This is a genomic window from Agromyces sp. Y782 (assembly GCF_059445405.1).
On record NZ_JCAIUG010000001.1, the window covers coordinates 527,426 to 545,449 of the forward strand.

The window sequence follows — 18,024 nt, forward strand, 5'->3', positions numbered from 1 at the left end:
TGGAAGATTCGTGGCAGATCGCCACCCCTCATAAAGCTGTCGTCCCGAGTCCCGCCACCATCCCGGCCTGACGCGATCGGACTGCTCTTGACTACGCAGAAGGTCGGAGGGCACGGCATTGAGCAGGTAGTGGAGCGCGGCATGTGCGTCGGGTGCGGCGCGTGCTCAATCCGTACTCATGGCGCTATTCCTGTGACACTGGGCACGCGCGGCATGTATCAGGCCGATCTCGGCGATGCCAGCTCAGAACAACTCGCTCGCGCGACGCGCGTGTGCCCATTCTCGGATGCAGCGCGGAACGAGGACGAGCTCGCTGAAGATCGGTTCGGCGAACTCCGAAGCGACGACCGAATCGGTCGTCACTCGGCGGTCTTCGCCGGTCGTATCACCGACGACGATTCGGTTCTCGGCAGCAGCTCAGGCGGACTCACGACGGTCCTTCTCGCCGGCCTCTTGGAGAGGGACATCGTGGATGCGGTGCTGCACGTCGGTCGCGGGCCGGGACCGGCCCACTTCGAGTACGTGATCTCGTCGAGCCTTGACGACCTCAACGCCAACCGGAAGTCCGCGTACGCGGCGACCACGCTCGCGGAGGTCGGTGCCGCACTGGAACCGGGACTTCGATACGCGGTCGTTGGAGTGCCGTGCTTCGTCAAGGCGATGCGGTTGCTCGCAGGCGAGATGCCAGAGGTCGGTGAGCGGGTCGACTTCTACGTGGGCATCGTCTGCGGGCACCTGAAGGGGACGTTCTTCGCGGAGTCCCTCGCCTGGCAGGGAGGGGTCGCTCCCGACGACTTGGACACGATCGACTTTCGTGTGAAGAACCCCGCACGCCCCGCGAATCGCTACGACTACGCGGCCGTTTCGCGGAGCGGCGAGCGCGTCGTCAAACCGGTCGGCTCCGCGATCGACGGCTCCTGGGGATACGCAGCATTCCAACCGGAGGCATGCAACTTCTGCGATGACGTCTTCGCCGAGACCGCCGACGTGGTCTTCGGCGATGCCTGGCTGACCCAGTACGAGCCCGAGTGGCGCGGCACGAACGTCGTCGTGATCCGTGACGAACGAGCGGGCGAGATTTTCCGCAGCGCGGAGGCGGCGGGGTCCGTGATGCTCGAGGATCTGACCGTCGAGCAGGCAGCCCGATCGCAGGCCGGGAACTTCCGCCACCGACGAATCGGTCTCCGTGTCCGCCTTGCCGACGATCAGGCCGCCGGGCTCAGCGTGCCGACCAAGCGGGTACGCCCGGGCACGGACGGAGTCAGCCGTGGACGGCAGCGTCTCATCCGTCGCCGTCGGCAATTGTCGCGCCTCTCGTTCGATGCGTTCGGGGCGGCAAAGGCTGCGGGTGATCTCTCGCTGTACCTCGGACCGATGCGCTCCGCCATCGGAAGGTATCAACGTACGGAAGCGCTCCAACGAGGGCCCATGGGGATTCTGAAGTACGTCGCTCGGAAGGTGCTGCGGCTCAGCAGATGACGGCGAGAGAACGCGTGGTCGCAGTGGAGGCACGGCGTCGGACCGAACGAGGGGAATGAATTGGCGACGATCACGTGCAATTGGTTCGCACCCGGGCGAAGTCTGCGGTCGCTGGCGGTGGAAGCTCGGCACCGCTCAACCGGATGGGCGTACCTTCTTGCGAACTCTCCCGGCCACTCCCTCACGAACTTCGGCGATGAACTCGCCCCCTTCGTACTCGAGGACGCGACCGGTCGCAAGGTCGTGTGGGCGCCATTCGGCAAAGAGGACGTCAACGTCATCGGATCGAATATCGTGCACTACGCCCGTGAGGGTGGCGTCGGGGCGATCTGGGGCATGGGGATTCACGATGCCGTTCTCACTGCGGAGGAGAAGGCCCGCGTGACGCCGAAGATTCTCGCCGTGCGCGGTCCGAACTCGCGAGATCATCTGGGTCTTCCAGCGGACACCCCACTCGGCGACCCGGGTCTCCTCGCACGCAACCTCCGCCCCGAACGGCTCCGCCGGTCGGGCAGGCGCCTCCTGATCGCCCACTTCTCAGCGTTCGCGTCGAAACGCTCTCGTCGAAAGATCACCGAACTCCGCAACGCCGGATACGACGTCGCACTTCCCAATACGCATCCCCTCGAGATGGTGCACCGGATCGCCGCCGCGGACTTCGTCGCGTGCTCGGGACTGCACGGCACGATCGTCGCCCACGCCGTCGGCACACCCGTGGAGCTGATCACCTTCTCCGACGATCCGGCGACCGCGCCCGGCTACAAGTATCGCGACTACCTGGAGTCGGTCGGTGCCCCCGTCTCCATCGTGCGCTGGTCGGACCTGCTCCGTTCCGATGCTCGGACCTCGGTACGCATCGACCGGGCTGCCGAACATGGACAGCGCGTTTCGCAACGAATCGAACCGATGGTCGATGGGCTCTACCTGGCCGCGGAGGCGTTGCGTTGACGGGAGCGATCCGTTCACCTGAACGATCGCCCAGCGGTACTGATACGCCTGTCCGTGGGGAACGGTTCCGTCCGGATATACAAGGGCTGCGTGCCGTCGCGGTGCTGCTGGTCGTCGTCGACCACCTCGACCTCGGAATTCTCAAAGGCGGTTACGTCGGGGTAGACGTCTTCTTCGTGATCTCCGGATTCCTCATCACGGGCCACCTGTTCACTCGGCTCACGACCAACGGACGAATCGGGTTCGCCGGCTTCTACAGCCGCCGAATGCGACGGATCCTCCCGGCGTCTTTCGTCGTGCTCATCGTGACGACCATCGCCGCCCTGCTCTGGATGCCTCCGTTGACCTGGAACGACGTCCTGACGATGGCCGCGGCCACCGCAGCTTACGTCCCCAATCTCTATCTGGCGGTCGAGGGCACCGACTACCTCGCCGAAACTGCTCCGCTTCCGTTTCAGCATTACTGGTCGCTCGGCGTCGAGGAGCAGTTCTACCTGTTCTGGCCACTGTTCCTGGTCTTCATCTGGTGGGTTTCCCGGCGTTCGAGGCGAACCGTCTGGTGGCTCCTGGCGATCGCCGTTGCTGCGTCCTTCGTCTTGTGCATCGTGATGACCGCTCGCTCGCAGCCGTGGGCGTTCTTCTCATTGCCCACCCGCGCGTGGGAACTCGGCGTCGGCGGGCTGGCGGCCCTTCTCGCGACCAACCAGCGCGTACAGCGGTGTCGCCCCGCTGTCAGCGCTTCCTTCATGTGGGTCGGCCTCGCAGCGATCTTCGGAGCGGCCGTTCTGTTCGACGACCAGACCTGGTTCCCCGGGTACATCGCTTCCGTCCCAGTGATCGGCACGGCGCTGGTCCTCCTGTTCGGAGGGCAACGACAGTTGACGATGCCGCAACGGATCCTCGGTCTCGCGCCGATGCAGTACTTCGGTCGCATCTCGTATTCCCTCTACCTCTGGCATTGGCCGGCACTCGTCATCCCGCAGGCCGCAATCGGGCTCCGCTCGGAGCTCCCGGTCTGGGTGCGGATCGCCCTCATCGCGGGAGCGATCGGCCTTGCCGACGTGACGTATCGGTTCGTCGAGGAACCCGCGAGACGCGGGCCTCTGTTCTCGAGCGCACGGCCGGGCCTCGTCATCGCTGCGGGCCTGGCCATCTCCGCCGCACTCGTCGTCGGCGCGCTGGCACTGCGCCCGATCGTCATGCCTACGGCGCTCGCCACGGATGAGACCGTGACGGTGACCGATCCGACGGTCCCCCCACGATCGACTCCATTCGTGCCCGCGAACCTCGAGCCATCCCTGCTGCAGGCCTCGGCATCGACGACCGAGATCCATCGGAACGGATGTCACATCGCCGACGAATCGACGACCACCGTCAACGACTGCACATTCGGCGTCGCGGGCTCCGATCGCTCCGTGGTGCTCTTCGGCGACTCCCATGCCGCGCACTGGTTCCCTGCCGCCGACGGTTGGGCCGATCGTGCCGGCCTCGGCTTGGCAGCTCACACGAAGGTCGGATGCCCCTCGGTCGTCGTCACGGTCGTGAGCAGGTCGAACCCGTACAACGCGTGCGATGACTGGCGCAGCTCCGTCATCGAGCGCATCAACCGGACACTTCCCGATCTCGTCATCGTCGCGAGCTCGGCGAGCTACGATCTTGCCGGTGTCGGCGACGAGAGTCGTGACCGTGCATGGGCGCGCGGCATCGCGGAGCTCCGGGCCGAGGTCGACTCCCGGGTTCAGCTCGTGGTGCTCGCAGATACCCCCGAACTCCCCGAGAACCCGGCGCGATGCCTCTCGAGTCACCTCGATTCCACGCGAGAGTGCGGCATCGCCCGAACGGACGGACTCGACCGGGAGTGGGCCGACGCGGAACAGGAGGCTGTCGAAGCGACCGGTGTCGCGTACGTCGACCTCAACGACCACTTCTGCTCCAACCGGTGGTGCGGCCCGGTGATCGGAAACGTGCTGGTGTACCGAGACGTCACGCATCTCACCGAGGAATGGGCGACTGCGCTGTCCCCCGCTTTCGGCGAAGCCATCTCCAAGGTGGTCGGATGGTGAAGTCTGAGGGGCCCGTGTCGACCGACGGCGAACGTTCGCCGCTTGTGACCATCACGCCGGATAGGGTAGCCGCGAAGGCCGGTGAACTCCGGCGTCGGGTGTCCGCTCATGGGGAGGAGCTGACCTTGCGAGGTGACCGTCGTACGTTCGAACACACCCGCGGCCCAACATCGCTGCGGTACCTGCGCTTCATGCCTCAGCTTCGCAGCGCGTACATCGAACGGTTCCGAGGTGCTCCGGCGAGCATGACGCTGTTCCTCCAGCCTGAATACCTCGATGCGTCGCTGGTAGACCCGGCCAAATTCCGGCAGGTCAGCCGGCCCCGGCTGCTCGGCCAGGTGCTGCGCGGCGATTACGACGTGGTCGCACTCCCCGAGCCCCTGTGGATCGTGAATCTCCCGCTCGTCACCCTGCTCGCCTCCGCGGCCCGGATCGCAGGAGCCCTGCGGCGTCGACGAATCGGCGTCGTCACGTACGCGATTGAGAATGCACCCATCGAGGAGCTGTTGGGACTTCCGGGCTGGATGCCGGTCAACGTGCGGGTGGCGATGCTTCGACTGGTGACCGCACCGTATCGTGCGGCACTGGACCGTATTGCGTTCGGCACCGATGGCGCCGAACGCAACTACCTGGCGCTCTGGCCGCACCGACGATCTCGGCTCGATCCCGAGATGATGACGTTCTCACCGGTGGCGCCGCGGTGCACGTGCGCGCAGACACCGAAGGATCCGGACCTCGTGCTCTTTCTCGGTCCACTCGAAGCGCGAAAGGGACTCGACGACCTCCTCGCCGCTTGGGCGGGGGTGCGGGCCAATCGTCCGAGTTCACGCCTGATCATCTGCGGCAACGGCCCGATGCGGGCTCGCGTCGCGGCGGCGAGCGCGCAGGATGCCTCCATCACGCTTCGGACCGAATCCGATCGGTCCGAAATGCACGGGTTGCTTTCGCAGGCGACCGTGCTCGTTTCGCTCCCCCGCAGAGAGCGTCGCTGGCGGGAGCAGATCGGACTCAGCCTCACGGAGGGTGTGTCCCACGAATGCCACATCGTGACCACGGACGAGACCGGATTCGCCGACTGGCTCCGAGTGCACGCCCAGAGCGTGCTCACCACCATCGGTCCCGACACCGTGGCCATCTCCATCGCGACTGCACTCGATGCGCCGCGGCCGGTCGCGGCCCACCTTCTGCCCGAGTTCGGCGGCCGCGCACAGGCGGAGCATTGGATGCTCAGCGGAGCGATCGAGCCGGAGCACGTCGCATGACCGCCATGAGAGCGGACGTTCCCCGCTGGACCTTCGTCACGGTCACCTATAACAGCGCTGAGCACCTTCGGCACCATTGGGCCGCAGGCCTGCCGGAGTACGTCGAGTGGGTCGTCGTCGACAACGATTCGAGCGACGGATCGGCCGATCTCGCGGAGTCGCTCGGTGCGAAGGTCATTCGGCTCGCTCGGAACGTCGGGTTCGGCCGCGCGAACAACGTCGGCTTCCAGTCGTCACGGGGCAGATACCTGGCTTTCGCCAACCCCGACATCACGATCGACGTCTCGACGCTCGCAGCGCTCGAGCGGGCGATGGATCGTGAATCCGGGCTCGTGGCGCCGCAACTCCTGGATTCGGATGGGACGCCTCAACCCGGTGGCCGCACAGCTCCCTCCCTGTGGAACAAGGTGCTCAGCCGCCTCGGTTCCGCGCGGACCCGCGGGAACTACTACCGTCTCGCTGGCCCGGCCGAGACGATCTACGTCGACTGGGTCATCGGCGCCGCGGTGGCCGCGAAACGCGAGGATTGGCACCGGCTGCGCGGCGAGTCGGGGCCCTGGGATCCGGCGTACTTCGTCTACTACGAGGATTCCGATCTCGGGTTGCGCGCCTGGGCGAAGGGGCTGACAGTCCGCGTGATCGGCGAAGCCCGCTGGCTGCACGGATGGGAGCGTGCAACGACGAACGCGAACTGGAGCGCATGGCGCCTCGAGATCGATTCGATGGTGACCTTCTACCGCCGCTACCCACGGTTGCTGGTCGGATCCGGTTCTCGACGCTCCCCATCGCGAACTCACGCGGCAAGTCCTCCTCCAGTCACCGCACGACACCTGCAGCCGGCGGATCGAGTGGTGGAAGCGGCGACGCTGTGCCTCACCGTCCGTAACGAGGGTCGGTCCATTCTCGGATTCCTCGAAGGCTTGGAGCGGCAGACGCGCCTGCCCCGAGCCATCGTCGTCGTCGACGGGGGCTCGACCGACGACACGGTCGCGAAGCTGTCCTCCTGGGTTCCGCCCGCTGATGTCGACTTCCACCTCATCAGCTCGCCCGGAGCGGGCATCGCCGAAGGCAGAAACCTCGCGATCAACGCAGCGGACACGGAGTGGATCGTCGTGACCGACGCGGGAACGGAACTCGCGCCGAATTGGTTCGAGCGCCTCAGCGATCGGATGACGGTTGAAGCCGACGTGGTCTCCGGTTTCTTCAAGCCGCTCGAGGGCCGCACGCTCCCGGCCGTGATCGGCGCGACCATCACGCCCCTCGCCGACGAGATCGACCCATCGTCCTTCCTGCCGTCGAGTCGCTCGGTCGCGTTCCGGAAGGCGGTGTGGGCCGACGTCTCGGGCTACCCGGAGTGGCTGGACTACTGCGAAGACCTCGTCTTCGACCTCGACCTTCGAGCGAAGGGCCACCGGTTCGTCTTCGCGGGGGATGCGATCACCCGATGGGACGCACGACCTACGCTTCGTGCTTTCGCACAGCAGTACTACCGTTACTCGCGTGGCGACGGGAAGGCCGGGCTCTGGGCCAAGCGCCATGCGATCCGCTACTCCGCTTATGGGATCGGACTCTTGGTCGGCCTGTTGTCGATCGTGTCGCGTCGCCCGTACGCGCTCGCCCTGTTGCCGTTCGTCGCGGCATATCTCCGGAAATCGTGGTCGAGAGTGCTGCGCCACGACACGCTCACCCGACGGCAACGCTTCATCGGACTTCTCGTGGCCCCGGTCGTTGTCATCATCGGCGATGTCGCGAAGATGCTCGGATACCCGGCCGGCCTCCGCTGGCGGCGGAACAACCGGCGAGGTGGAACATGATCGAGCGCGACCTCCCCAGGACGCCGACGACTCCCACCGGATCTTCGATGGAAGGTCGGTCGGCCGGCTGGACGGCACTCGTCTTCATTTCGCTGCTCACGGTGGTCTCGAGGGGACTCTTCGAGATCTTCCTCGGCAAATCGGTCGCGTACGGGGTGCAACTCGGCGCCATGATCTTCCTGACACTGTGCCTGCTCGCCTTCGGTCGGCCTCGTGTTCGACGAGGGATGAGCTGGGTCGCAGTGTTCGCCTACCTGTTCGTGCTCGCGGCGCTGCTCTCCATGTGGGCATCGCTGAGCATCGAGGGGATCACCTACTCGGGCGTCTACGTCGCCGTGATGGTCTTCCTCGCCGTTCTCCTCGCGACCTATTCGTTCATCCGTTTCGAGGTGGCCGAACGGATCGCCGTCGCGCCGGTGCTCTCGGCGATCGGCATCCTGCTCGTCGCCGTCGCCGTCGTACAGCAGTTCGGCGGGCTCGCCGCATTGCCGGGCAACGATATCGGGACGTTCGGCACGTACCGGCGACCGGCCTCCCTGACGGGCAGCTTCCTGCACTACCCGATCGTGGTGGCGCTGATCTCGTTCTACCTCCTCGGCTGCTGGGCGAAGCTTCGACGCACGAGGTACCTCCTGATCGCCATCCTCCTTCTGGCCGGCGTGGCATTGAGCCTGTCACGGTCCGGCATCCTGATCGTGCTCATCGCTCTCGCCTTGGGCGCTGTGCTCCAGCCCCGGTTGGGCGCACGACTTCGGACCGTCCTCCTCATCGTGTTCGGCGGCTTGCTCGCGATCGTCGTACTGCCGGAGAATCGACTGCTCGATCGGGTCCTTTCCATCGCCGACACGAGTTCTGGCGGCAACCAGATCAGGGTGAATCAATGGGGGCGGGTGCTCGACCTCTGGACCCAGAGCCCGCTCCTGATCGGCTCCCACGCCGGCGAGTACACGAACGTCACGTCCAACTTCACATCCGCAGACGTCTCCGTCGCCGAATCGGGCGTCTTGCAGATCTTGATCAGCTTCGGCCTCATCGGCCTCGTCGCGTTCTATGCCATCATGCTCGGCACCGTGATTTCGCTCCCCCGCACGTCGCCGTGGTTCGTCGCCGGCACGATCGCAGCGATCGCACAGACCTTCGTCTACCAGTCCATCGAAGTGCTGCCGTTCATGGTCATGTTCGGCATCGCTCCGCTCGTCGCGGAGAGCGTTACTCCGGAGATCGCCGACGGTCGCACGCAGACGAGAGCGACTTCGGATGGGACTCGGCGGGGCACGACCGCCGAGTCGCTCGGTTCCGGTAATAGGCTGAGGCGGGGCGGAACGTGATGCCGGCGCGGCGTACGAGGGGGCAAATTGGTGGCACGCTCGGTCGTCTTCGTGACGAAAACCCTCGCCGACAACTCGATCGGGAGGACATACAGTCTCTGGCTGCTTGCTCGCCATCTCCGCTGGCCTAGCACCGTGGTGGCGACTCGCGGGGAACAAGTCTGGAAGCCGCTGCGTGATTCCGAGTTCGGGAGGTCGGCCCGGTTGGTCGACGCGAAGGACATCTCGTCCGGGGCGGCATTCGGCGACAGCGAACTCGTCATCGCGGTGAAGCCGCTGCCCGACACATTCGGCCTCGCGATGCGCGGCGCGGCGGCCGTCAAGCGCCCCCTACTCCTCGACATCGACGACCCTGACTTGGAGGGCCGACTCTCCTTCGAGCGCCCGCTGCGGGCAATCGCGCGCGAGGTGCTCCGGTTCCCGCGCCAGCAGCGAATCCGCGCCGTCGCCAGGATGATCGCCAGGTATCCGGTCATCGTGAGCAATCCAGTGCTCCAGGCGACCTACGGCGGCACGATCGTCCCGCACGCGCGAGAGTCCGCGCCGGTCGGTTCCGATCACGTGAGCGACAACCCTGTCGTCGCCTTCGTCGGCACAGTGAATCCTCATAAAGGATTGGACGTGCTGCGCACCGCTGTGTCCGGGTTGGCATCGGCCGGCTTCCGACTCGTGGTCACCGCTGATGCGCCGGACGACGCCCGCCCGTGGGAGCAGTGGACCGGACGGACGACGCTCTCGGAAGGCCTGGAGATCGTGAACCAGGCCGACATCATCGCGATTCCGAGTCTCGATTCGGCGTTCGCCCGGGGCCAGTTCCCCGCGAAGGCGGTCGACGCCTTGCTCGCCGGGCGGGCCGTCGTCGCATCCGACCTTCCTCCCATGCAATGGGTGCTCGATGGCGCGGGGCTGCTCTCCCGCCCTGGTTCGGCGAGTGACCTCGCCGCACAGCTGCAGACCCTCCAAGACCCCGCTGCGCGTCGCGAACTCGGCCAGCGCGCCCGGGAGTCAGCAATCCGACGATTCACGGTCGAGGTCGTCGCCGCCGCGTTCGAGCAAGCCTGCGCGGCAGCGATCTCGGACATGGCGCGCTCCGCATGAACGCGGGCGAACCCGAGCAGAACGCGCCGGTGGCGCTGGTGGGTGCATATGAGCGCGACAACTTCGGCGATCTCCTCTTCCTCGTCTTGACACGCGGCCTGCTGCGCGACCACCAGACCATCGCCACCGCCCCGATCAGTTCGAACGTCTCGACACTCGGTGTCGAGCCGGGCGAGATCACTGCATACGATGGGTTACTCGAGCGAGGCGACCTCGCCGCGCTCTGGGTCGTCGGTGGGGAGGTCGGCGGGACATCGATCGCGAAGGCAGCCTTCATGGCGGGCGGGCGCACGCCTTCGATGACAACGCGTTGGGCGGCATCACCCTACCTGCCGCGTCCCTCGTCTCACGCTCGCAGCCTGAGCATCCCCCTGATCGTCAACTCGGTCGGTGTTTTCGGCGTGACCGGCCTTCGCGGATCTCGGCGAATCGAGGCTGTCGCCGCACTCAGGGAGGCGGACTTCCTCAGCGTGCGCGACCATCGATCGAGCCGAGCCCTCGACGTTGCCCGGATCCCGCATACCGTCGCACCGGATCTCGTTCAGTCATTGTCGCGGACCCACCGCCTCCCGGTCCTCCGACCTCCGGGATACACGATCTTCCAGATCAAGGAGAAGTGGGCGGCGCGCACCGGTGTCGATGATCTCGTCCGATCAATCGCGCGCAGTGACCTCGTCGGAACCGAACGCCTGCTCCTGCTCCCTGCCGGGCTCGCGCCGGGTCATGACTCCATCGAGATCTATCGCCGAGTCCGCGATCGGCTCGCTCGGGAACTCCCTCGACTCGGCGTGGAGATCGTGGAGGATCCCGATCCCATGTCGAAAGCCGCACTGATCGCGGGTGCCGACCTGTTCGTGGGCACCTCGCTGCACGGGCACGTCATCGCGTCGGCTCACGGCGTCGCTCGAGTCTCGCTCCTGCTCGAGAAAGTTCGTGCGTACGCCGCCACCTGGGGCGACCCATCGCCGACGGCGGTGCTGCCCGAATATCTCGGTGATGCCACGACTGCGGCGTTGCGCGTCGGCGGAACCGCGAACGACCGCGAACGAGGACTCGAACTCGCGGATGCCGCGCTCGCGAACGCGGGCTCCGGCGTGGCTGCGCTTGACGCGGCCATGTCGCAGCAGGATCGGGATCGGGCGCGGTCGGTGCTTGCCCGAGCTGTCTCCCGACGGCTGGCATCACCCGACGTCTGGCTCATCGATACGGCCACCCGAACGAAACAGTGGCTCCGGGGAAAAGCATGAGCCTCCCAGACGTGGCCGCATCAACAACACCGGCATCGCGATGACGGTCAGCAGCCTGGGCGACTCCGCCGCGCGGGGAGCCAGACATGTCGGCACGGGCCAGGCCGTGCGGCTCGCCCTGCATGCTGCAGGCCTGGTCATCCTCTCCCGGTTGATGTCGCCGGAGGACTTCGGCTACGTCGCGATCGCCGCGACCGTGATGGCGCTCACCGAGACGGTTCGCGATCTCGGTCTCGGGTCTGCCGCGATCCGGACACCCGATCTGACCGTCCCCCAGCGTTCGTTGCTGTTCTGGCTGAATACGGCATTCGGGCTCGTCTTCGCTGCAGCGCTGTACGCCTCATCTTGGCTACTCGCCGACCTCTTCGATAAGCCAGCCCTCGTCTCCATTTTGCAGGTGCTCGCCATCGCCCCGCTGGCCAACGGAATCAGTTCGCAGTATCGGGCCGGACTCCAACGAGAGATGCGGTTCCGCGCCGTCGCACTCGTGGATGTGACCGCAGCGGCCATCGGACTGGTGCTCGCGGTCGTGCTCGCGCTCCTCGGCTACGGCTATTGGGCCCTCGTCGCGCAGGCCCTCGCCATCCCGCTCGTCACGCTCATCGGCTCGGTTGCCACTGGCCGGTGGATACCTGGACGACCCCGCCGCCGCGTCGGAGCCCGGCGCCTGATCAGGTTCGGGCTCCACGTCTCAGCGTCGCAAGTGCTGCTGCAAGCGGGCAACTCGATCGACACCCTCGTCCTCGCCTGGACGGGGACCGCTGCTGCTGTCGGGTACTACACCAGGGCCTTCCAGCTCACCGTCGTACCGCTGACTCAAATCAGAGGCCCAGCGACCATGGTGGCGGCATCTGTGCTGAGCAAGCTGCAGGCGGAGCCGACCAGGTTGGCTGCCTACGTGCGAACGGGCCAAACCATGCTCCTCTTGGCCACGCTGCCCGTAGCAGGAGTGATCGTCTCGGCCCCGGCCGCATTCGTCGACGTCTTCCTCGGGCCGCAGTGGAGTCTCGCTGCACCGGTCGCCGCGATCTTGGCCTTTGCAGCCGTCATGCAGTGCTTCGGCGTCGTGGCGAACTGGTTGTTCGTCGCCTCCGGCCATGGGCCTGCGCTGAGTGCCTACTCCGCGCTTTCGCTCGTACTGAAGCTCGCCGCGATCACTGCACTGGCGTGGGCAGGCCCGGTCGGAGTGGCCGTGGGCCTGACAGTGGCGCTCACGCTCGGGGCGCCAATCGCGTTGATCTGGTCGTGCCGAGCCTCTGGGATCCAAGCACTGCCACTTGTGGCGAATGGCGTCCGTCTCCTCGCGCTCGCCGCGGCGGCGTCCCTCGCAGGATGGTGGTGCGCATTCGCATTGCCCGACTTGGCTTCCGTTGTCGTGCTCATTCTGGCCATTGCTGCGAATGGCGCGGTGTACCTCGCCGCGGCACTGGTTCCGGCGATCAGACGCGAGTACGTCGTCGCGCTTGCGCTCATCCGTCGCTCGTTCCGCTCCGGCGGCTGACGCGCCAGTGGGGCTCTGTTGCTCAGACAGCGCTTCGCCCGGGCGAGACGACAGCTCTGAACGTCCGAACCAGAATCGTCACATCCCCCGTGATCGACCAGTTCTCGACGTAGTAGAGGTCGAGCCTCACACTCTGCTCCCACGACAGCGTCGAGCGACCGCTCACCTGCCACAACCCGGTCATGCCCGGCTGCACGAAGAGACGCCGACCCGCCGCGCGGTCATAGAGCTCGACCTCGGCCCTGCGCTGCGGGCGCGGCCCGACCAGGCTCATGGAGCCGTGCAGCACGTTGAACAGCTGCGGCAGTTCGTCGAGCGAGTACTTTCGCAGCACCCGGCCGACGCGCGTGACCCGCGGGTCGTCACGTACCTTGAACAGCGGCGTCGTGTCGGTGCCGTTCTGCGCGAGCAGCCCCGCGAGTTGCGCGTCGGCTCCATCCGACATCGAGCGGAACTTGAGCATCGCGAAGGGTCGGCCCTTCAGGCCCACCCGCTCTTGGCGGTAGAAGACCGGCCCCGGCGATGACGTCTTGACGAGCACGGCCAACACGAGGAACAGCGGCGAGAGCACGACCACGAGCGCGAACGCGACGATCAGGTCGAATACCCGTTTCGCGACGAGCTTGCGGCCCTCGAACTTCGGCGTCTCGACGTGCATGAGCGGCAGACCGGCGACGGGCCGCGTGTGGATGCGTGGGCCGCCGATATCGATGAGGCTCGGGGCGACGACCAGGTGCTCGGCACCGGGAATGAGGCCCCAACTGAGTTCGCGCACGCGTTCGGGACCGAGCTCGTCGGCGCTCGTGATCACGATCGTGTCGGCGCCGAAGTCCCGCATCACGGCGAGCGCATGCTCGACGCCGTACTCGACGGGAATCCGCGAATCGGGCAGGTAGTCGCCGCCACTGCCCGGCACACAGGCTCCGGCGATGCGATAGCCGGCCTCCGGCATCCGTTCGAGCTCGCGAGCGATGACCCCGACGGATGCCACGGAGCCGACGAGCAGCACCCGCGACGAGTATTCGCCGCGTCGGCGCATGACGCCAAGCCACTGCCGCCACATCCACCGGGAGTAGATGAGCACGAGCACGCCGAGCGGGAACGAGATGAGGATGTACCCGCGGCCGATGTCGATCTTGAACAGGAACGCCACGATCGCGACGAGCCCGAACAGGCGCACGGCGGCGTCGGCGACCGCTCGATACTCCTGCGACCCGACGCCCAGTACTCGGGGCGAGCGGGTGTCGTACAGCTCGAGGGCGAGCATCCACGCGGCGACGATGACGAGTGAGACGATCGTGTAGCTGATCTCGATATCGCCGCGCGACCCGCTGAACCCGGTCGCGGTGTAGTCGAGGCCGACCCAGCCGATCTGGGTGCCGAACACCACCCACAGCAGCACGAGCAGGTCGGTGATGCGCACGCGCACCGCCAATTGCGACGACCAGGCCGAGGTGGTCATCGTGGCGGCCGCATAGAACCGGCGCATCACCAAGTCGCACCCCCGTCGCCCGACCGGGCGAGTACTCCCCCGGTGACTGCCCACAGTGTGCCGTCGGTTGCCACGTCGAGAGCCGTCGAACCCGGTGTCGTCTCGGCGGCCAGGCACGCGCCCGGCGCTGCAACCGGAGCAACGACGACGATGCGGATGCCGCGGCATCCGTCGCCCGTGATCGCGCCGAGATATCCGTCGGGCGCAGCAGCGATCGCCACGATGCCGGCTGTCGCGGGTACGGGCGTCCACGTTGCACCGGCATCCGCCGTCGAGAGCACCGCGCCCGATTCGCAGAGCACGGCCGCCGACTCTGCCGATGCGGCGGCCACTTGCGCAGTGGCGCCGTCGCACGGCGACGACGGCCCGCTGGGCGCCACCACCTGGGCTCCGTCGAGGTACCACGTGGGTTCGAGCTCGCCGGTCGGCCCCCAATCGGCGCCCTGCACATAGCTGCGGTACCGCCCGATGGCGCACGTGCCCGGGTCACGGGCGACCATCGTGACGATGTCGGCGTCGGCCGGTTGGATCGACTGCAGGTCGGAGAGGCCCGCCGTGACCGCCGGCGACCAGGTGGCACCGCCATCGATGCTCACCTCGAGCGACGATGCGGCACCGCGGCATCCGCCGGCATTGCCCCGATAGGCGATATCCGCGTTCAACGCGGCCAGAACCACGGTCGGCCGTACGGCCGGCGTGGTCGCGGCGGGCGTGTCGGTCGATGGCCCGGCCTGCGAGGCTCCCGGGGTCGCGGCCGACGGGATCGTGGGCAGCACCTCGTCCTGCGCTGCGCCCGTGTCGGTGCGAACCGACGCGATCGCCCACCAGACGAGCGCCGCATCGACGATCACGAAGACCACGACCGCCACGACCACCCACGGAAACGCAGGGTGGCGCGTGTGCAGGTATTCGCTAGGAGCCACCACGACCACCCGACACCGACGTCGCAGCGAGCGCGGTCACGACTTGATCGACGGCATCGTCGATCAATCGGCCGGCCTCGTCGTAGACCGCGAGAGGCGCTCGGTACGGGTCGAGGATGTCGTCGTCGTTCGGGTCGAGCGGCGGTGGCGCGAAGCCACGGGATCGGCCGGCGGCATCCGTCGCCCGTTGAAGGCTCGAATCACGAGTGGATTCCGCGAGGTCGAGACTTTCGAGCGCGCCCTCGGCTGCGAGGAAGGTGAGCACTCTGGCGAACTCCCGCAGCGTGTAGGCGCGCCGCGCCGCACGAGGCACGAGCTCGGCGACCTGTGCGCGGTGAGCACGGGTCGCGGTCAGCACGAGGTCGGCGCCGTCGACCATCTGCTCGGTCAGCTGGCGTGCCACATGCCCGGTCGGGTCGCCGCCGAACCGGATCGACTGCGCCGCCGCCTCAGGCGTCATCGGCTCCCCGCGGAGAGCACTCGTACCGGCGCTCGAGACGAGTACGTCGCCGACCTCGGCCGCCTCGAGCTTCGCCGCGAGCAGCTGCTCGGCAACGGGAGATCTGCACACGTTTCCGGTGCACACGATGAGCATCTTCACACGCCGCCCACCGTCTCCTCTTTGGGGGCTTCGCCGTATCCGTATCCGTACCCGTAGCCGTACCTGCTGTAGCCGTACGCATCGGGACCTTTCGTGGGCAGCATGGTCAGCACGATGCCGGAGACCTTCGCATCGACGTTGTCGAGCACCGAGAACGCGCCCTTCACCTGGCCCTTGTGCACATGACCCACCGCGACCACGAGGATCGCGCCACCAGCGGCACGCGTCAGCACCGCGGCATCGGTGACCGGCAGCAGGGGCGGTGCATCGAACAGCACGACATCGAACGCCTTGTTCAGCTCGGTGATCGCCCTGGCCATCGCCGACGAACCCAGCAGCTCGCTCGGGTTCGGCGGCACTCGCCCCGCCGGGAGCACGTACAACTGGCTGCGACCCCAAGGCTGAATCACGTCGACGAGCTCGGCGCGGCCGATGAGCACGTCGGTCAGGCCCACCGCACCCTCGATGCCGAGGTACGACGCGACCTTCGGGCGTCGCAGGTCGGCGTCGACGAGCACCACCCGCGCACCGGCATCCGCCAATGCGATGGCGAGGTTCGCCGCCGTCGTCGACTTGCCCTCGCCCTCGATCGACGAGGTCACCACGAACGACCGCTCGGGCCGTCCCGCATCGAGGAACTGCAGGTTCGTCCGCAACGCACGGAACGACTCGGCGCGCGGCGAATGCGGGTCGGCATGCACGATGAGCGGGCGCTGCTTGGCATTCGGATCGAAGACGATGCCGCCGATCACCGGCGTCTCGGTGATCAGTGCGACGTCGCGCTCGTTGCGCACGCGAGTGTCGAGCGTCTCCCGCAGCACCGCGGTGCCCACGCCGAGCGCCAACCCGATGAGCCCGCCGAGCATGACGTTCAGCAGCACGTTCGGGCTGAACGGTTTCTGGGGCACGGACGCGTGCTGCACGAGCGTGAGTCGCACCGGCGACGCCGTCGTCGGCTCGCCCGCTGCATCGGTCGCCCCCGTCGTCTCGATGGATTCCACCACCGTCGTGAGGCTCTCGGAGATGGCCGTCGCCAACTCTGCGGCGAGCGCCGGATCCTCGTCGGTCACCGTGATGTCGATCAGCGTCGTGTCGAGCATCGCCGTCGCGACCACCTTGCGCGCGAGCTCGTCGCTCGTGATGTCGATGCGCAAGCCGGCGATCGCGGGCAGCAGCACGATGGGCGTCGTCGTGAGATCGGCATACGTCTTCACACGCTGCTGCGTGAACGCGTTGCCTTGCTGCATTTCGCCGATCGAACCGCCCGTCGACGTCGACACGAATACCTTCGCCGACGAGCTGTACTGCGGGGTCTGCGTGATCGAAAGGAGCGCGCCGGCAGCGATGCCGAGGAGTGTGAGCAACACGATCAACACCCAGCTCTTGCGCAAAATGCGGATGTAGTCACGTAGTTCCACGTTGTTCAGTCCCCGTCCCCGCAGCGTCCTGAATCGTGACACGGATACGCTTACCCCCGTGGCACCCTCTCAAGATGCCCCGCGGAGTGGGGGGCTGTCAACAACCGACACTCCCCAATCCGAAGTCTTCGCTGCGTCGGGCCAGCGCTGGGGGCTCGCTGATGGCGTCTTCGGCGTCGTGCTCGCGATCGCCTGCTCGCTCGCTTGGGGCCAGATCACCCGCACGGTCGTCATCGACGAGTGGGCACAAGTGCTGGTCGCCTACCTTGCCGTGTGGGTGCCGCTCGTCGTCGTACTCTGGGTCGCGGATGCCGCGCGCGGCCGTCGTTCGCACTGGCGAGACTTCGGCCTTCGATTCTCGTGGCTCGACGTGCTCTGGGGCGGCGGCGTCGGCCTGCTCGCGCGCGGCGCCGTCAGCCTCATCGAACTCGCCGCGACCGGTCGCACCTCACTCGAGGGCAGCGTGCTCGCGCTGCCCACCGGTTTCACGCTCTGGTTCGGAGTGATCCTGGCACCCGTCGTACTCGGGCCGGTCATCGAAGAGACCTTCTACCGCGGACTCGTGCTGCGAGCCATCGCACGGTGCATGGGCGGTGAGCGTCGGGTCGCAGCATCCGTCGCCGTCGTGGCGAGCGCGCTCCTCTTCGCCCTGTCGCACCTCGCCGTGGGAACGAACCTCTCGGCATCGGCCGCGGCCATGACATTCACCAGCGCACTCCTGCTGGGCCTGGCCACCGGCGTGCTGGCCGTGACCACCGGCCGCCTCGGCGGTGCGATCATCGCGCACGTCGTCTTCAATGGCCTGCTCATCGCCGCTGTGGTCGCGGGTTGACGAACCGACGGCCGCCAG

The 18,024-nt window shown here is 67.0% G+C and carries 14 protein-coding genes; 10 read left to right on the top strand and 4 right to left on the bottom strand.

The features are described 5' to 3' along the window. Window positions 1–192 precede the first annotated feature (192 nt). The 9 genes from AC1C2S_RS02415 (at window position 193) to AC1C2S_RS02455 (ending at window position 12,740) form a co-directional block, all read left to right on the top strand. On the top strand, window positions 193–1,479 hold the full coding sequence (locus AC1C2S_RS02415; RefSeq protein ID WP_495350945.1) for a Coenzyme F420 hydrogenase/dehydrogenase, beta subunit C-terminal domain: 1,287 nt from the start codon (window positions 193–195) through the stop codon (window positions 1,477–1,479). A 60-nt stretch (window positions 1,480–1,539) separates the two neighbouring features. After that, window positions 1,540–2,427, top strand: a complete 888-nt coding sequence (locus AC1C2S_RS02420) for a hypothetical protein (protein WP_495350946.1) — start codon at window positions 1,540–1,542, stop codon at window positions 2,425–2,427. Continuing rightward, window positions 2,424–4,490: an acyltransferase family protein gene (locus tag AC1C2S_RS02425; protein WP_495350947.1), complete on the top strand. Its 2,067-nt coding sequence runs from the start codon at window positions 2,424–2,426 to the stop codon at window positions 4,488–4,490. The genes AC1C2S_RS02420 and AC1C2S_RS02425 overlap by 4 nt, the downstream gene beginning before the upstream one ends. A 191-nt stretch (window positions 4,491–4,681) precedes the next feature. Beyond that, window positions 4,682–5,752, top strand: coding sequence for a glycosyltransferase (locus AC1C2S_RS02430; protein ID WP_495350948.1), 1,071 nt, complete (start codon window positions 4,682–4,684; stop codon window positions 5,750–5,752). After that, entirely contained in the window at window positions 5,749–7,566 is a 1,818-nt protein-coding gene (locus AC1C2S_RS02435) for a glycosyltransferase (RefSeq protein WP_495350949.1), read from the top strand. The genes AC1C2S_RS02430 and AC1C2S_RS02435 overlap by 4 nt, the downstream gene beginning before the upstream one ends. 47 nt (window positions 7,567–7,613) lie before the next feature. Next, a complete protein-coding gene (locus AC1C2S_RS02440; protein WP_495350950.1) occupies window positions 7,614–8,894 on the top strand; it encodes an O-antigen ligase family protein in 1,281 nt (426 codons plus the stop codon). 204 nt (window positions 8,895–9,098) lie between these two features. Then, complete coding sequence (locus AC1C2S_RS02445; RefSeq protein ID WP_495350951.1) at window positions 9,099–9,992, top strand: glycosyltransferase; 894 nt, start codon at window positions 9,099–9,101, stop codon at window positions 9,990–9,992. Beyond that, complete coding sequence (locus tag AC1C2S_RS02450) at window positions 9,989–11,239, top strand: polysaccharide pyruvyl transferase family protein (protein ID WP_495350952.1); 1,251 nt, start codon at window positions 9,989–9,991, stop codon at window positions 11,237–11,239. Before AC1C2S_RS02445 ends, AC1C2S_RS02450 begins: the two co-directional genes overlap by 4 nt. Before the next feature lie 40 nt (window positions 11,240–11,279). After that, window positions 11,280–12,740 carry a lipopolysaccharide biosynthesis protein gene (locus AC1C2S_RS02455; RefSeq protein WP_495350953.1) on the top strand — a complete coding sequence of 487 codons (1,461 nt, stop codon included), beginning with the start codon at window positions 11,280–11,282 and terminating at the stop codon, window positions 12,738–12,740. Window positions 12,741–12,762: 22 nt separating this feature from the next. Here AC1C2S_RS02455 and AC1C2S_RS02460 read toward each other — a convergent pair whose 3' ends face one another. Genes AC1C2S_RS02460 through AC1C2S_RS02475 form a run of 4 tightly spaced genes read right to left on the bottom strand, consistent with a single transcriptional unit; the run spans window position 12,763 to window position 17,174 of the window. Next, the gene (locus AC1C2S_RS02460) at window positions 12,763–14,202 is read right to left on the bottom strand and encodes a sugar transferase (protein ID WP_495350954.1); all 1,440 of its coding nucleotides are present in this window, start codon (window positions 14,200–14,202) and stop codon (window positions 12,763–12,765) included. Between the two features lie 26 nt (window positions 14,203–14,228). Next, window positions 14,229–15,155 carry a beta propeller repeat protein gene (locus tag AC1C2S_RS02465; RefSeq protein WP_495350955.1) on the bottom strand — a complete coding sequence of 309 codons (927 nt, stop codon included), beginning with the start codon at window positions 15,153–15,155 and terminating at the stop codon, window positions 14,229–14,231. Further along, window positions 15,145–15,750, bottom strand: coding sequence for an arsenate reductase/protein-tyrosine-phosphatase family protein (locus tag AC1C2S_RS02470; RefSeq protein WP_495353178.1), 606 nt, complete (start codon window positions 15,748–15,750; stop codon window positions 15,145–15,147). Before AC1C2S_RS02470 ends, AC1C2S_RS02465 begins: the two co-directional genes overlap by 11 nt. Before the next feature lie 2 nt (window positions 15,751–15,752). Further along, window positions 15,753–17,174, bottom strand: coding sequence for a tyrosine-protein kinase domain-containing protein (locus tag AC1C2S_RS02475; protein ID WP_495350956.1), 1,422 nt, complete (start codon window positions 17,172–17,174; stop codon window positions 15,753–15,755). Between the two features lie 58 nt (window positions 17,175–17,232). On the opposite strand from AC1C2S_RS02475, the gene AC1C2S_RS02480 reads away from it, so the two are divergent. Further along, window positions 17,233–18,006 (top strand): CPBP family intramembrane glutamic endopeptidase, encoded by a 774-nt coding sequence (locus tag AC1C2S_RS02480; protein ID WP_495350957.1) that lies wholly within the window; start codon window positions 17,233–17,235, stop codon window positions 18,004–18,006. Window positions 18,007–18,024 lie beyond the last annotated feature (18 nt).

Bases quoted from the DNA above. Each gene is read 5' to 3' on its own strand.
- AC1C2S_RS02430 (WP_495350948.1), top strand. From the start codon at position 4,682: ATGCCTCAGCTTCGCAGCGCGTACATCGAACGGTTCCGAGGTGCTCCG.
- AC1C2S_RS02435 (WP_495350949.1), top strand. From the start codon at position 5,749: ATGACCGCCATGAGAGCGGACGTTCCCCGCTGGACCTTCGTCACGGTC.
- AC1C2S_RS02440 (WP_495350950.1), top strand. From the start codon at position 7,614: ATGGAAGGTCGGTCGGCCGGCTGGACGGCACTCGTCTTCATTTCGCTG.
- AC1C2S_RS02450 (WP_495350952.1), top strand. From the start codon at position 9,989: ATGAACGCGGGCGAACCCGAGCAGAACGCGCCGGTGGCGCTGGTGGGT.
- AC1C2S_RS02455 (WP_495350953.1), top strand. From the start codon at position 11,280: ATGACGGTCAGCAGCCTGGGCGACTCCGCCGCGCGGGGAGCCAGACAT.
- AC1C2S_RS02460 (WP_495350954.1), bottom strand. From the start codon at position 14,202: ATGACCACCTCGGCCTGGTCGTCGCAATTGGCGGTGCGCGTGCGCATC.
- AC1C2S_RS02470 (WP_495353178.1), bottom strand. From the start codon at position 15,750: ATGCTCATCGTGTGCACCGGAAACGTGTGCAGATCTCCCGTTGCCGAG.